Origin of the sequence: Gordonia sp. UCD-TK1, from assembly GCF_001691435.1 — a bacterium.
In the GTDB taxonomy this organism is placed as follows: Bacteria; Actinomycetota; Actinomycetes; order Mycobacteriales; family Mycobacteriaceae; genus Gordonia; species Gordonia hongkongensis.
In genome coordinates, this window is sequence record NZ_LZMP01000005.1 from 81238 (window position 1) to 94878 (window position 13641).

Annotated in this window: 14 protein-coding genes and 1 riboswitch; of the genes, 6 read left to right on the forward strand and 8 right to left on the reverse strand. The window is 68.4% G+C overall.

All coding sequences use genetic code 11. The features are described from left to right. Positions 1-117 precede the first annotated feature (117 nt). Genes A9310_RS04680 through A9310_RS04690 form a run of 3 tightly spaced genes read right to left on the reverse strand, consistent with a single transcriptional unit; the run spans position 118 to position 3127 of the window. The gene (locus A9310_RS04680) at positions 118-957 is read right to left on the reverse strand and encodes an ABC transporter ATP-binding protein (RefSeq protein ID WP_065629583.1); all 840 of its coding nucleotides are present in this window, start codon (positions 955-957) and stop codon (positions 118-120) included. Beyond that, positions 954-2087 (reverse strand): iron chelate uptake ABC transporter family permease subunit, encoded by a 1134-nt coding sequence (locus A9310_RS04685; protein WP_065629584.1) that lies wholly within the window; start codon positions 2085-2087, stop codon positions 954-956. Before A9310_RS04685 ends, A9310_RS04680 begins: the two co-directional genes overlap by 4 nt. Beyond that, a complete protein-coding gene (locus A9310_RS04690) occupies positions 2084-3127 on the reverse strand; it encodes an iron ABC transporter permease (RefSeq protein ID WP_065629585.1) in 1044 nt (347 codons plus the stop codon). The genes A9310_RS04685 and A9310_RS04690 overlap by 4 nt, the downstream gene beginning before the upstream one ends. Before the next feature lie 269 nt (positions 3128-3396). Between A9310_RS04690 and A9310_RS04695 the strand changes: the two genes are divergently transcribed. Further along, a complete protein-coding gene (locus tag A9310_RS04695; protein ID WP_065629586.1) occupies positions 3397-3903 on the forward strand; it encodes a hypothetical protein in 507 nt (168 codons plus the stop codon). Between the two features lie 225 nt (positions 3904-4128). Here A9310_RS04695 and A9310_RS04700 read toward each other — a convergent pair whose 3' ends face one another. Further along, positions 4129-5526: an FAD-dependent oxidoreductase gene (locus A9310_RS04700; RefSeq protein WP_065629587.1), complete on the reverse strand. Its 1398-nt coding sequence runs from the start codon at positions 5524-5526 to the stop codon at positions 4129-4131. A 180-nt stretch (positions 5527-5706) separates the two neighbouring features. Continuing rightward, the gene (locus A9310_RS04705) at positions 5707-6732 is read right to left on the reverse strand and encodes an ABC transporter substrate-binding protein (protein WP_065629588.1); all 1026 of its coding nucleotides are present in this window, start codon (positions 6730-6732) and stop codon (positions 5707-5709) included. A 170-nt stretch (positions 6733-6902) separates the two neighbouring features. Here A9310_RS04705 and A9310_RS04710 point away from each other — a divergent pair, with 170 nt between their 5' ends. The 3 genes from A9310_RS04710 to A9310_RS04720 are packed head-to-tail and all read left to right on the forward strand — an operon-like array spanning position 6903 to position 8997. Then, positions 6903-7373, forward strand: a complete 471-nt coding sequence (locus tag A9310_RS04710; protein WP_065629636.1) for a hypothetical protein — start codon at positions 6903-6905, stop codon at positions 7371-7373. Next, positions 7370-7783: a rhodanese-like domain-containing protein gene (locus A9310_RS04715; RefSeq protein ID WP_065629635.1), complete on the forward strand. Its 414-nt coding sequence runs from the start codon at positions 7370-7372 to the stop codon at positions 7781-7783. The genes A9310_RS04710 and A9310_RS04715 overlap by 4 nt, the downstream gene beginning before the upstream one ends. Continuing rightward, on the forward strand, positions 7780-8997 hold the full coding sequence (locus A9310_RS04720; RefSeq protein ID WP_065629634.1) for an O-succinylhomoserine sulfhydrylase: 1218 nt from the start codon (positions 7780-7782) through the stop codon (positions 8995-8997). Before A9310_RS04715 ends, A9310_RS04720 begins: the two co-directional genes overlap by 4 nt. Positions 8998-9080: 83 nt before the next feature. Here A9310_RS04720 and A9310_RS04725 read toward each other — a convergent pair whose 3' ends face one another. Both A9310_RS04725 and A9310_RS04730 read right to left on the reverse strand, forming a co-directional pair. Next, positions 9081-10025 carry an ERCC4 domain-containing protein gene (locus A9310_RS04725; RefSeq protein WP_065629589.1) on the reverse strand — a complete coding sequence of 315 codons (945 nt, stop codon included), beginning with the start codon at positions 10023-10025 and terminating at the stop codon, positions 9081-9083. Positions 10026-10075: 50 nt separating this feature from the next. Further along, positions 10076-11152, reverse strand: coding sequence for an isochorismate synthase MenF (locus A9310_RS04730; RefSeq protein ID WP_065629590.1), 1077 nt, complete (start codon positions 11150-11152; stop codon positions 10076-10078). Positions 11153-11259: 107 nt separating this feature from the next. Further along, positions 11260-11373, forward strand: a riboswitch (SAM riboswitch). Between the two features lie 18 nt (positions 11374-11391). Here A9310_RS04730 and A9310_RS04735 point away from each other — a divergent pair. Next, positions 11392-12318: an aminotransferase class V-fold PLP-dependent enzyme gene (locus A9310_RS04735; RefSeq protein WP_254661177.1), complete on the forward strand. Its 927-nt coding sequence runs from the start codon at positions 11392-11394 to the stop codon at positions 12316-12318. Next, a complete protein-coding gene (locus A9310_RS04740; RefSeq protein ID WP_065629592.1) occupies positions 12315-12815 on the forward strand; it encodes a hypothetical protein in 501 nt (166 codons plus the stop codon). Before A9310_RS04735 ends, A9310_RS04740 begins: the two co-directional genes overlap by 4 nt. 162 nt (positions 12816-12977) lie before the next feature. Here the strand turns inward: A9310_RS04740 and A9310_RS04745 are convergent, their stop codons facing one another. Then, entirely contained in the window at positions 12978-13490 is a 513-nt protein-coding gene (locus A9310_RS04745) for an inorganic diphosphatase (protein WP_058249886.1), read from the reverse strand. Between the last annotated feature and the right edge of the window lie 151 nt (positions 13491-13641).

Sequence of the window (13641 nt, forward strand, 5' to 3'; positions counted from 1 at the left end):
GCAGGGAGCGGGGAGCGGGGAGCGGGGAGCGGGGAGCGGGGAGCGGGGAGCAGGGAGCAGGGAGCGGGGAGCAGGGAGCGGGGAGCGGGGAGCGGGGAGCAGGGGCCGCGCTTCGGATCAGGGAGCGGTGGGGGTAGCGCGGGTCCGGGAGTCCAGCGGCACGATGAGCGGGCCACCGGTGATCGGATCGGTCATGACGTGCGCCCGGAGGCCGAACGCCGCGTCGAGGGTCTCGGCGTCGATGACCTCGGTGGGCGAGCCGGTGGTGACGATGGCTCCGTTGCGCATGACGAACAGCGAATCGCTGTAGCGCGCGGCCAGATTGAGGTCGTGCAGCACCATGACGACGGTCTTGCCGTGCTCGTCGCGGAGCCGGCGGACCAGGTCGAGGACGTCGATGGAGTGTGCGAGGTCGAGGTAGGTGGTGGGCTCGTCGAGCAGGATGAGATCGGTGTCCTGGGCGAGCGTCAGCGCGATCCAGACCCGTTGCCGCTGACCGCCGGACAGGGCGTCGAGGGTGCGGTCGGCGAGGTCGAGGGTGTCGGTCATCTCCATCGCCAGCGCCACTGCCGCCTCGTCGGCCGCGCTGGCCTGCGCGAACCAGCGCTGGTGCGGATGGCGTCCCCGCCCGACCAGATCGGCGACGGTGAGCCCTTCGGGCGCGATGGGATTCTGCGGCAGGATCGCCAGGGTGCGGGCGACCTGTTTGGGCCGGACCGAGGAGATGTCGTCGCCGTCGAGGTAGACCGCACCGGCCCGGGGTGGCAACAGCCGTGCGAGACAACGCAACAGTGTCGACTTGCCGCATCCGTTGGAACCGATGATCGTCGTGACCTGACCGTCGGGGATGTCGATGTCGAGGCCGTCGATGACGATCCGTTCGTCGTAGCCGACGGTCAGTCCGACGCCCCGCAATCGGGCGGTGGTGGCAGGGGATTCGAGGGATGACGCGGTCATACGCTCGCCTTTCGGGACATGACGATCATCAGGTAGATCAGGAACGGGCCGCCGATCGCCGCGGTGACGATGCCGACCGGCAGGCCGCCCGGCAGAACCGTGCGCACCATCAGGTCGCCGCCCAGTACCAACGACGCACCGATGACACCGGACACGAGCGGCGTGGGCACGGCGGTACCGGCCAGCCGCAGCGCGATCTGTGGGGCCAGCAGCGCGACGAAGGCGATGGGCCCGGCCGCGGACACGCTCAGCGCGCTCACCAGGACCGCGGCCAGGAGCAGCGTCGTCGACACCGCGCCGGTCCGGACTCCGAGTCCGCGGGCGAGATCGGGTCCGAGGCTGAGCATCCCGATCTGGCGGGCCAGGACGACCACCACGATGATGCTCGCGACGACACCGGCGGCGACCGGCCACACGTTGGACCAGCCGACGTTGGACACCGACCCGACGATCCACACCTGCGCACGAGCCACATCCCGGATGTCGGCGCGCGAGAGGAGGAACTGGGTCAGCGCCTGCAGCAACCACGTCATCCCGACGCCGATCAGCACGAGCCGGAACGGGTTGATGCCGCTGTTGGCCTTGCGACCCGGCCAGGCGAGGACGTACATCGCGACCGCGGTGAGCAACCCGCCGATCATCGCCGCCGCCGGGACGCCGAGATCGCCCAGCCAGGCACCCCAGCTGGTGGTCGAGAACGCGATGGCGGTCACCGCCGCCACGCTCGCGCCGGCGGTGATGCCGAGCATGTCCGGTGTGGCCAGAGGATTCTGGGCGATCAGCTGGGTCATCGAACCCGCAAGGCCCAGACCGAATCCCACGAGCAGGGCGACCAGCGCTCGGGGCAGCGCGACGTCGAAGACCACCACGTTCTCGACGCGGGTGCCGCCGCCGAGCAGGATGCGGGCGACGTCGACGGGGGTCAGCGGGAAGTCGCTGACACCGACGCTCGTGAGGAACAGGACGACCGTGACGGCCGTGGACACGACCGCGACGGTGAGCATCCGTGGTCGCACCACCATCGACAGCGGTTCGACGGCGATCCGATAACCGCCGGGGTGCGGTGCGATCCGGCCCTTCGTCGTGGTTCCGGACGTGATGTCGGTCTTGATGGAGGTCGGCGGATTCACACGGTCCCCAATCTCTGTCGGCGGACCATGACGATGAGGAAGGGTGCGCCCACCAGTGCCAGCATGACGCCGACCTGCACTTCGCCGGGACGGGCGACGATCCGGCCGAGGATGTCGCATCCGACGAGCAGGATGGCGCCCAGCAGAGCGGAATACGGGATGATCCACCGATAGTCGGCGCCTACGAAGGCGCGGGCGATATGCGGTACGACCAGGCCCAGGAACACGATCGGCCCGCACGCCGCGGTCGCCGCGCCGATGAGCAGCGTGATGGTCAGGACGCCGAGGGCGCGGATGAGCACGACACGGGAACCGAGGGCCTTGGTCATGTCGTCGCCCAGGCTCAGGACGTTCAGGAAGAAGCCGCTCGCCAGCGCGAGGACGAGGCCCACCGTGATGAACGGCAGGCTCGCCCAGAACACGTCGATGCCCCGACCCGCGGTGGAGCCGACGCTCCAGAAGCGCCACTGGTCCAGCGAATTGGTGTCGACGAGCACGATCGCGGACGTGATGGCGGTCAGCATCGCGGTCAGGCCGGTGCCGGCGAGAATCAGGGTCAGAGGGCTCGAGCCGCTCAGCGACGACAGTCCGAACACCACGGTGGCGGCGATGATCGCCCCGWCGAGACCGAAGAACATGAACGCGATAGGACTGGTGATGCCCAGCAGGTAGATGCCGCCGACGACCGCGCAGGCGGCACCCGCGTTGACGCCGAGCATGCCGGGATCGGCGATCGGGTTGCGGGTGTGGCCCTGGGTGATGGCACCGGCCGCGCCGATCGCGAGTCCGGCGGCGAGGCCGAGCAGAGTGCGCGGCACGCGCAGATCCCACACGATGCCGTCGACATCGGAATCCTTGGGCACCTGCGGCATCCGTAGGTTGATCAGCGCGTTCCAGATCTCTTCGACWCCAGCGGTGAAGCTGGGCCAGATCTCGTCGAGCGGGACCGGTCGGGTGCCGAAGAGAACCGACGCGACGACCAGCGCTGCGAGGACCGCCAGGAGCAGCGGGATTCCGAAAAGTCGGAGGGATCGGCGCACGAAGGTAAACCTTACCAACCTTCTTGGATGATTCGTCATGCGCGGCGTCGAGCTCGGTCGTCGGTGTCGTTCGTATAACGAATTGTCGACGAAACCTGAGGGAAGGCTGTGCGCGCGGTAACACTTCGCTCAGGCTGGGTCGATAGTCCCGGTGTCGGTGGGCATCTCGGGCCGACCGCAGCAAGACCGGTCGTCGGTGGGGGGCGTGAACCGCTCCCCACGACGGCGACGTCGGGAAACACAGTGTCGCCTACGAACGAGGAGGATCGATGAAATCGCTGAAACGGGCTCTCACAGGGGTTCTGGTCGCTGCAGGAATCGCCGGTGGATCGCTGGTGGGTGCCGCGCCGGCACAGGCCGCTGTTCCCAACCTCCAGATGACGGGCGGGGTCTACTGCCAGTTCGCAGCCCCTGGCACGCCGTGGAATCAGGCGTGGAGCATGACCCGGTTCATGCGCGTCACCGCGCGTGACGGCGATTTCCGTAACGTCACATTGCAGGAGATCAACGGCGCGACGAAGTTCAAGTCGCTGCTGAAGAAGAACGAGTCGCTCACCATCAAGACCACCTGGTTCGGCTGCTTCCCGTCCTCCATCGCGGGGTACGCGATCTCCGATTACGCCGAGAACCTGACCGACAACGCCGGTTTCTGGTGGAACATCCGGCGCATCGACAACCCGTTGGACCGATTCGGTACGGGCTCCTCCGCTTCGGCGGCCGCCCTGACCGGAGGCGGCACCGACGTCGCGGGCGTGCCGGCGATTCCGGGTCGCTGACCTCATCCGACGACAGTTGAGAATGCACCACAACTGAGCCATTCGCGCCGGGCGGCGTGCGGGGAGGACGCCCCCGCACCCGCCGGGCGCATGCGAAAGAGCGGCGACCGAGCGAACTCGGCCGCCGCTCTTATGGCTTCGACAGGCTCAGCCGGCGGAGGGTGGCTCAGCCGGCGGGGGTGGGCTCAGCCGGCGGAGGGTGGGCTCAGCCGGCGGGAAGCGGGGTCACGCGGACGGGCGGGACACCTTGTCCGGCTCCGATGCGGCGAGCATGTCTTCGCGTTCGACGACTTTGACGCGTTCGCGGCCTTCGGCGGCGCCGAGGGCGCGTTCGTGTTCGTCGAGGCGGTACCAGCCGTCCCAGGTGGTGAAGGGAATGTTCTTGGACTCGAGGAGTTCGACGATGGCGTCTTCGCCGGGGTGGGCCGGGTCGAGCAGTGTGCCGGCTTCCATGTCCTTGAGGATGCAGTCGACGGTCTCGTTGGCGTCGCCCTTGGTGTGGCCGATGAGGCCGACGGGGCCGCGTTTGACCCATCCGGTGGTGTAGATACCGGTCAGCTGCTGTCCCTCGTCGAAGACGCGTCCGGCCTCGTTGGGGATGACCCCGGCTTGGGAGTCGAACGGGATCTGCGGCAGGTTGTCCGATAGGTAGCCGACCGCACGGTAGACCGCGCCGACCTCCCAGTCGGTGGTCTTGCCGGTGGGTTTGACGTTGCCGGTGCCGTCGAGTTGGGTGCGTTCGGTGCGCAGACCGACGACCTTGCCGTCGGCGCCGAGGATCTCGGTGGGGCTTTCGAAGAAGTGCAGGAACAGCTTGTGGATCGCGCCCTGTTTGGGTTCGCGGATCGCGTAGTTCTCGATGATGGTGGCGACCTGGTCGGTGATCTTCGACCCGCGGCGGGCGACGGCCGATCCCTCGTCGTAGTCGATGTCCTCGGGGTTGACGACGACCTCGATGTTGGGGGAGTGGTCGAGTTCTTTGAGTTCCAGCGGGGTGAACTTCGCCTGGGCGGGTCCGCGGCGGCCGAAGACGTGGACCTCGACGGCCTTGTTGGCTTTGAGTCCGTCGTAGACGTTGGCGGGGATCTCGGTGGGCAGCAGTTCGTCGCCGGTCTTGGCGAGCACGCGGGCGACGTCGAGGGCGACGTTGCCGACGCCGATGACCGCGACCTTCTCGGCCTCGAGGGGCCAGGTGCGGGGGAAGTCGGGGTGGCCGTCGTACCAGGCGACGAACTGGGCGGCGCCGTAGCTGCCGTCGAGGTCGATGCCGGGGATGTCGAGGGCGCGGTCGTCGGTGGCGCCGGTGGAGAAGATCACCGCGTCGTAGTGGGCGCGTAGTTCGTCGATGGTGATGTCGGTGCCGTAGTCGACGTTGCCGAGCAGGCGGACCTGAGGCTTGTCGAGGACCTTGTGCAGGGCGGTGATGATGCCCTTGATGCGCGGGTGGTCGGGTGCGACGCCGTAGCGGATCAGACCGAACGGAGCGGGCATGCGCTCATACAGATCGATGCTGACCCCGCGGTCCTTGGCGGTGTCGGACTTCATCAACGCGTCGGCGGCGTAGATCCCGGCGGGACCGGCACCGACGATCGCAACCCGCAGCGGGCGGCTGTTGTCGCTCATGGAGTAGGTGTCTTCCGTTGCTCAGCACGCGAGGACAAGCAAATCTCGGTGACCCCCAGGTCCGCGCGTATGGATAAGGCCTATCCCTTCTACGGTAGGCGCTTGCTGTCCCCGACCAAAATCCGTCTGTGAGGTAACCCTCACTCGGCGGGTGCGCGGTGTCCGGCGGGTTCGGGCCCGCTACGCCTTGCCGGCGGCCGCGGCGATCGGTCCGACGGCCTGCTCGGCGACCCACGGGATCGTCAGGACCGTCGGCACCGACATCGCGCTGCCGACCTCCTGGGGCAGATAGACCACGCGGCCCGACTGCGCGACCGCCAGCCGGTTGAACGCCGCGTTGGACTTGAGCTGGTCGTTGGAACCCTGCCAGTCGACGGCGACGACGACGTCGGCCGAGTCCAGCAGGTTCAGGCTCTCGGCCGGCAGGTCACCGTAGAAACCGCTGGTCACCGAAGGTTGCAGCGCGGGCGGGAAGGTGAGTCCGTAACCGGTGAGGGTCTGTCCGCGCCCGTCGCCGGGGCCGTAGATCGACACGCCGCCGGTGGGGCTGGCGGTGACCACGACCGCCGTCTTCCCGGCCAGCTGCGGGTTCTGCTCCCGCACGTTCGCGAGGAACTGCTCGGTCTCGGTCACCTTGCGATCGGCGAGTTCGGGCAGTCCGACGGCGGTACCGATCTGGCGGGTCTGCGCGTCCCACGGCACCTGCCACGGCTGGAACTGGGCGGGCCGCAGGATCGTCGGGGCGGTCTTGCTCAGCAGATCGAACTGGTCGCGGGTGGGATCGGCGCCGACGGCGGTGATGAGGTCGGGCTCGGTGGCCAGCGCCTTGGGGATCTCATCGCCGAACGCGCCGGACGCGTTCGGCAGCACCACCGGCTTGGAGTCGGCCAGGAGTTCGGCGTTCCACGGCGCCGACGCCTGGTCGGGGTCGGCGAACGGGGCGATCGTGGTGGGGGTGACGCCGAGTGCGAGGAGGGTGTCGCCGTCACCCACGCCCATCGCGGCGACGCGCTTGAGTGCCTGGTCGACGGTCGCGGGGGCGTAGGCCTGCTGCACGGTGACCGGGATCGCGCCGGCCTCGGGCGTGGGGACCTGGGCCGTGCCGGAGTCGACCGTCTCGTCCGGCGGCGAACACGAGGTCACCACCAGGGCTGCCGCGAGCAGCCCGACGAGAAGGGTGAGTGAACGGTGGGTGGAAGCGCGCATCCGGGTCCTCGCTGGTCGTTGCGGTCGGCGACGTCGTTCGCCGCGGAACTTAGGGCCACCTTACGCAGGACGTGTTCGATGTCGACGTCGTTCGGCGCTCCGCCCGGTGCGTCCGGGGTCCGACGACGCCGGTCTCAACCGCCGCCGGGACGCTCGATAGACTGCCCGCCATGGCCGAAGCTGCAGGTGAGGGCGACCAGAAGCCCCCGTCGTGGAAGAACGCCTGGCCGTTCTTCGTCGCGGCCGGCGTCGTGGGACTCGTGGTGCTCGGCGTCGTGCTGTCGAATGTGACCCGTCCGGCCGAGGACCGGGCCGGCGACTCGGCTCAGGTCCAGTACGCGATCAACGACATCTACACCGCGCGCAACGGTCCGAACTTCGGCGAATACCGGGCGAACACCTGCGCGGCCGATGTCGAGGCGGCCGACTTCGTCTCCGAGGAACAGTTCCTCGCCGACAACCGGGAGTCGCTACTCGCCAACGGTCACATCGAGATCCCCGAGATCACCGAGCTGGTGGTCGACGGAGACCGGGCGACCGCGAAGGTTCATTGGCACTATGACAAGACCCCCGATGATGTGAACGTCGTGGACACGATCGTGGTGCGCGAGAACGGCGAGTGGAAGGTGTGTTCCTCATGAGCTATGCCGGTGACCTGACCCCGCGCGAGGCGTGGGAGAAGCTCGAGAGCAACCCGGATGCGGTGCTGGTCGACTGTCGCACGCAGGCGGAGTGGTCGTTCGTCGGCGTGCCCGACCTCGAGGTCCTGGGGAAGCGCGCGATCTTCGCCGAGTGGACCACCTTCCCCGAGGGTCGCCGCAACGATGACTTCGTGGCGCAGCTGCGTGATTCCGGTGTCTCCGACGACCAGGAGGTCATCTTCATCTGCCGTTCGGGGCACCGGTCGATCGGCGCTGCGGAGGCCGCGACCGCCGACGGTATCGCGAAGGCATACAACGTGATCGACGGGTTCGAAGGCGCCCTCGACGAGAACGACCACCGCGGGACGTCGGGCTGGCGTGCCGAGAACCTGCCGTGGAGGCAATCGTGAGTTTCGATCTGCCCGTCAGCCGTGAACTGCCTGAAGGGCTCTCGGCTGACACGATCGCGGTTCGCGGCGGGCTGGCGCGTTCGGGTTTCCACGAGACGGCCGAGGCGCTCTATCTCACGAGCGGTTACGTCTACGACTCCGCCGAGGCCGCCGAGCGAGCCTTCACCGGCGAGGACGAACGATTCGTCTACTCGCGCTACGGAAATCCGACCGTCGAGATGTTCCAGGAGCGATTGCGCCGGCTCGAGGGCGCGGAGGCGTGTTTCGCCACCGCGAGCGGCATGGCCGCGGTGTTCGTCGCGCTCGGTGCACTGTTGAAGGCCGGCGACCGTCTCGTCGCCGCCCGCAGCCTGTTCGGTTCCTGCTTCGTGGTCTGCAACGAGATCCTCCCGCGCTGGGGGATCGAGACCGAGTTCGTCGACGGCGAAGACCTCGAGCAGTGGGAGCGGGCCCTGTCCAAGCCCACCGACGCGGTGTTCTTCGAGACACCGTCGAACCCGATGCAGAGCCTCGTCGACGTCGTGAAGGTGTCCGAGATGGCGCACGCCGCGGGCGCACAGGTGGTGCTGGACAACGTCTTCGCCACCCCGCTGCTGCAGCGGGGTCTCGAACTCGGCGCCGACGTCATCGTCTACTCGGGCACCAAACACATCGACGGCCAGGGGCGCGTCATGGGTGGCGCGGTACTCGGGACCAAGGAGTACGTCGACGGTCCGGTGCAGCAACTCATGCGACACACCGGTCCGGCACTCAGTCCGTTCAACGCCTGGACCCTCGTGAAGGGGCTGGAGACGATGCGTCTGCGCGTCGACGCCTCGGTGTCGTCGGCGCTGCGGATCGCCGAGTTCCTCGAGAGCGATCCGCGCGTGCGCTGGGTCAAATACCCCTTCCTGCAGTCACACCCGCAGTACGACTTGGCGAAATCGCAGATGTCCGGCGGCGGCACGGTGGTGACCTTCGAGCTCAACGACCACGACGGCATCGACGGCAAGAAGCGCGCCTTCGAGGTCCTCAACGGCCTGCGGATCGTCGACATCTCCAACAATCTCGGAGATTCGAAGTCGCTGATCACGCATCCGGCGACCACCACTCATCGTGCGATGGGTCCCGAGGGACGCGCGGCGATCGGTCTGAGTGACTCGGTGGTGCGGCTGTCGGTCGGCCTCGAAGGGGTCGACGACCTGTTGGGCGACCTGGACCACGCGCTGGGCTGAGGGTACGCGCTGACGTATTCCGTTGCGGCACAGCGCGAATCCGCCTCGGTGAGCGGGGCCGAGTCCCCGGAGGGTGGTGCCATTCAGTCGTTCCGGCGATCCCAGGCCGCTCGCACCGTACTCGGGATCCGTCCCTTGGAGGGCACCTCGATCCCTTGGGCGCGAGCCCACGCCCTGATCTCCGACGGTGTCGCCGGTGGACCGTGCAGGCCCTGCACGATGGGCTCGCTGCCGACGGTGAGCCGCCATTCGTGTAGCGCGGCACCGAGCCAGCGGTAGGTCCATTCCTCGGCGAGTTTGCGGTTGTCGCAAAAGACGATCGGCACGGTCGGAAACCGGACCTGCGCCTCGGCGACCGCCTCGGCCAGCGCGGCGCCGCTGACGTATTCGCGCGTGAACACCTTGCTGTATGAGGCTTCGACGACCACCGCGGCGCGTCGGAGTCCCGCGAGACCTGCCAACTGGTAGGTGAGAGTTCCCTTCATGAGACCGTTGCCGAGGTCGTCGATCGACTTGCGTTCGACGGCGGCGACCACCTGGTCGTCCTCGACGATCGCGTAATCGCCGGCATCGAGGCGGTGTCGAGTGGTGGTCGCCTGTTGATGACCGAAGGAGTAGGCGTACTTCTCGCCTGTGTCGACGACGATCTCGAGCGCCTGGCCGTGTGCCCGGGCGGTGGGAAGCGTGACGTTTGGACGCGCCTGCTTGGTGGTTTTGCGCGTCTGCCAGAAGATCATCTCGCGTCCGCGAGCCCGCGTGACGACGAACTGTGACCGATTCTCGCGAGCGCGGTCGAGCACCAGATCGATCGCCGCCCCGCGCCGCGTCACCGACCGAACCGGAAGACGTTCGACGATCTGCGGTGTGGTCGGCCATTCGTCGGCGCGATGACAATAGACCTTGCTGGTTCGCGGCCAGGTCTCCCTCACCTTCAAGACGATCCCGTCACTGCCGAGCGGAATCCGGACCAGAAAGGGCAGTGAGGAGCCCTGTTCCGGATTTCGGGCGATGATCAGGTCGTCGGGCATCATCGACGAGCGTAACGGGCGAAGATCGCGCGCGTCCGCAATCGATCCGCTCAGTCGAGTGCGGCGATGCCCAACGCGTTCAGGACCGTCCGCAGCTTGAACGCCGTCTCCTCGAGTTCGCCCTGCGGGTCGGAGTGTTCGACGATACCGCCGCCGGCCCACGTCCGGAGGCTGCGACGATCGGCCTCGAGTTCGAGGCACCGGATGGTGACCATCCACTCCCCGTCGCCGGCGGCGTCGCACCAGCCGACCGCCCCCGCGTAGAAGCCGCGCTCACCCTCGACCTCGCGGATGATCTGCGCAGCAACATCACTCGGCGTGCCGCAGACCGCCGGGGTGGGGCCGAGCAGGAGTGCGAGATCGAGCGCAGTGGTCGCCGGGTCCCGAAGCCGCGCGCGGATCGGGGTGGCCAGATGCCAGACCTCCCCGGTCGACTGCAATTGCGGGGTCGACGGCGCGTCGACGTCGTCGCAGAGGTGTCCCAGCCGGTCTCGCAGGTGGTCGACGACGAAGGCGTGCTCGGCGAGGTCCTTTGCCGAGGAGAACAATCCGTCGGCAGCGGCGCGGTCGACGACCGGGTCGGGTGACCGCGGTGCCGATCCCGCGTACGGGTGGCAGGTGACGACGGAACCCGACTTGCGCAGCAACACTTCGGGACTCGCGCCCAACAGCCACGAACCCGAGCCGGTGGCCGCGCCGAGATCGACACCGAATGCGTTGTGTCCGGCATTGCCGCCCGCCAATGCGTCGAGAAGTCGCAGAGGCTCGACCTCGGCGTCGAGCACGATGTCGACGCTGCGGGCGAGGACGACCTTGCCGACGTCGCCGGCGACGATCCGCTTCACCGCGTGCGCGACCCGTTCGCGGTGCTCGTCGGCCGTGGGGTACAGGGTCGTCGACACCGGCGTGCGCGTCAGTGGCGGCCCGCCCGCCAGCGGCGCCGCGTCGACGTGCAGGACTTCGGGCACCACCAGCGCGGCGGGGTCGGCGAGGTCGAAGGGGATCGCGCCGGTCAGACCGTCGACGGTCCCGGCGCGCAGGGCGGCCGAGGCGGCGTCGACGTCGGTGAACGCACGGACCGCGCCCATGCCCCGCACGGTGCCGTGCGGGCGGGACAACACGAACACATCAGTCGCTGACACCCCTGACACGCTACAGGTAAGTGTGCCCTAACTTCCGATCACGTTGAGTGAAAATTGACACGTCCGCGCGAGATCGACGACCCTTGGTCGTAGGTCATGAGTGCCAGTGACAAGCCCCGGCTCGCTGGTCGGCAACCCTCCTTCGCGGTGGGGTGCTCCGGGTGACGACCCGGCCGCGTACCGACCGGACGCGGCAAGCGCGAATGTCTGAGGAGTTTCCTGCCGTGACCGCTGTCCTGTCCGCACCCGCCGGTCGTCTGTCGCCCGCAGTCGACGTCCGCCTCGACGCCGCCCGGGAATCGGTGCGGCAGTTCGTCCGTGCGCGGGTCGACGACACCATCGTGTTCACCCGCGGTCCCGCCGGTGCCCTCGACCTCGCGGCGCGCATCACTCCTGGCGACGTCGTCGTCCTCGACATCGGGTCGGGCGCCGACCTGCTGAGGTGGTGCGCACCACGGCAGGGACGCGACCGTGCGCGGTTCGTCCCGGCCTGCGAGACCATCGAGGACACCTTGGTCGCGCTGGAGACCGAGCTCGCCTCGGCGCCGGCATCGCTCCTGGTCGTGGCCGCGGTATCGGACATCACCGGCGAGGTGCTGCCGATCGGCCGGCTCGCCTCGCTCGCGCACCGGTCCGGGGCCCGCATCCTGGTCGACGCCGCGCAACTCGTCGGGCACCGGCCCGTCTCCGTCGTCAGCCACGGCATCGACTACCTGGCGGTCGGTGAACCGGGTCGGAAGACGGGCGGCGCCGGCGTCCTCATCGGTCGTCGTGACTGGTTCGACGCCGCCGATGTCGACGCCTCGCCGGACGCCGACGGCGTTTCCGGGGCGATCGCGGTCGCCGAGGCGTGTCGGGTGCTCGCCGATCTCGGACCCGAGACGATCGGGCTGCACGAACGCCGCCTCGCCGAACGTCTCGACGCCGGCCTGGCCGCGATCGGCGGCTTCACGCCGCTGCGGATCTTCACCGATTCCACCGACCGCGCGGGAGTCGCGGGCTACACCGTCGACGGCCTCGCACCGCCGGCCGACACGGTGCGCGCGAGTTTCGGAGCGGGCACCACCGTCGACGACATCGACCGGATTCTCGATGCATTCCGGGCGCGAACCGAACAGACCGACCGAACTCGACCAGGGGTGAATAGATGACCATCGAACTCGACGCACGTGCTGACCGCGGCACCGTGATCGCCGCACCGACTGCCACCCCGACGGCCCCGATCAGCATCGGACGTCCGGGATTCCAGATCGCGCTCGCGGGAGACGATCTCGCACAGACGTTTCCGATCGTCGTGCGGCGGGAGACCCTCCGCGAGGCGCAGCGCGCCCGCTCCCTGCTCCGGGCCGGCAGCCACGATCAGGCCAAGTTCGTGGTCGCACTCGAGGTGGAGGTGGCTGTCGCGCCGGACGCCGCGTCGGCGCGCACGGCCGCTGCTGCGGCGGTGAACGCGTCGTCGGAGACGAGTTCGGGGACCATCCGCTACATCGGGACGACACACGGACTGATCACGCTGGTCCGCGACATCTACGCAGCCGAGGTCGCCGACGCCGTGATCCTCATCCCGATCGACGGCGCGGCCACCGAACGCCGCATCCGCGAACAGATCCTGCCGGTGCTCGCCGAGCAGCGGTACCGCGTGGCCTGACCCACTGCTGGTTGAGCCGGCACCGAGCGTAGCCGCCGGGCCGAGCAAGCGACGAAGGAGCGCGTCGAGGTCGAGGCGCCGAGTCGAAGCCACCTGGTGACCAGACGACACCGCCGGCACCATCTCGAATGATGGTGCCGGCGGTCTCGTGTGCGGGAGAGATCAGCCGCGCGAGGGCTCGTTGGCCGCGTCGGGGTGCGCGGCGAGGCGATCGATGGCCTCCTGTGCGATCTTCTCGGCCTGGTCGCGGCCGACCCACCCGCCCGGGTCGACCTCCTTGCCCGGCTCGAGGTCCTTGTAGTGCTCGAAGAAGTGGGCGATGGGTCCCAGCTCGTATTCGGACACGTCGGAGATGTCCTTGATGTGGTCCCAGCGCACGTCCTTGGCCGGGACGCAGAGGAGCTTGTCGTCGCCACCGGCCTCGTCGGTCATGGTGTACATGCCGACGACCCGTGCGCGCACGATGATGCCGGGGAACACCGACTCGGGGAGCAGGACCATCGCGTCGAGCGGGTCGCCGTCCTCACCGAGGGTGCCGTCGATGTAGCCGTAGTCGGCCGGGTAGCCCATCGAGGTGTACAGGTAGCGGTCGAGGTAGACCTTGCCCGTCTCGTGGTCGACCTCGTACTTGTTGCGGCCACCTTTGGGGATCTCGATGGTCACATCGAATTCCACAGTTCCTCCTGGCAGTCTTGATCGGGGATGCCGCGTCGGGCCGAAACGCCCGCACGCTGCCCCAACGATACTGTTGGTCCGGCGACCTCGATGTTCGTACCCCTTGTTGTGCGTATGTCCGGGCCGTTCCATCGACCGTCAACCGCGAGAG

What these genes read in the sequence shown, in the direction of transcription:
- A9310_RS04710 (WP_065629636.1), top strand. Translation starts at nt 6,903, where the DNA reads ATGGCCGAAGCTGCAGGTGAGGGCGACCAGAAGCCCCCGTCGTGGAAG.
- A9310_RS04680 (WP_065629583.1), bottom strand. Translation starts at nt 957, where the DNA reads ATGACCGCGTCATCCCTCGAATCCCCTGCCACCACCGCCCGATTGCGG.
- A9310_RS04695 (WP_065629586.1), top strand. Translation starts at nt 3,397, where the DNA reads ATGAAATCGCTGAAACGGGCTCTCACAGGGGTTCTGGTCGCTGCAGGA.
- A9310_RS04700 (WP_065629587.1), bottom strand. Translation starts at nt 5,526, where the DNA reads ATGAGCGACAACAGCCGCCCGCTGCGGGTTGCGATCGTCGGTGCCGGT.
- A9310_RS04715 (WP_065629635.1), top strand. Translation starts at nt 7,370, where the DNA reads ATGAGCTATGCCGGTGACCTGACCCCGCGCGAGGCGTGGGAGAAGCTC.
- A9310_RS04725 (WP_065629589.1), bottom strand. Translation starts at nt 10,025, where the DNA reads ATGCCCGACGACCTGATCATCGCCCGAAATCCGGAACAGGGCTCCTCA.
- A9310_RS04705 (WP_065629588.1), bottom strand. Translation starts at nt 6,732, where the DNA reads ATGCGCGCTTCCACCCACCGTTCACTCACCCTTCTCGTCGGGCTGCTC.
- A9310_RS04740 (WP_065629592.1), top strand. Translation starts at nt 12,315, where the DNA reads ATGACCATCGAACTCGACGCACGTGCTGACCGCGGCACCGTGATCGCC.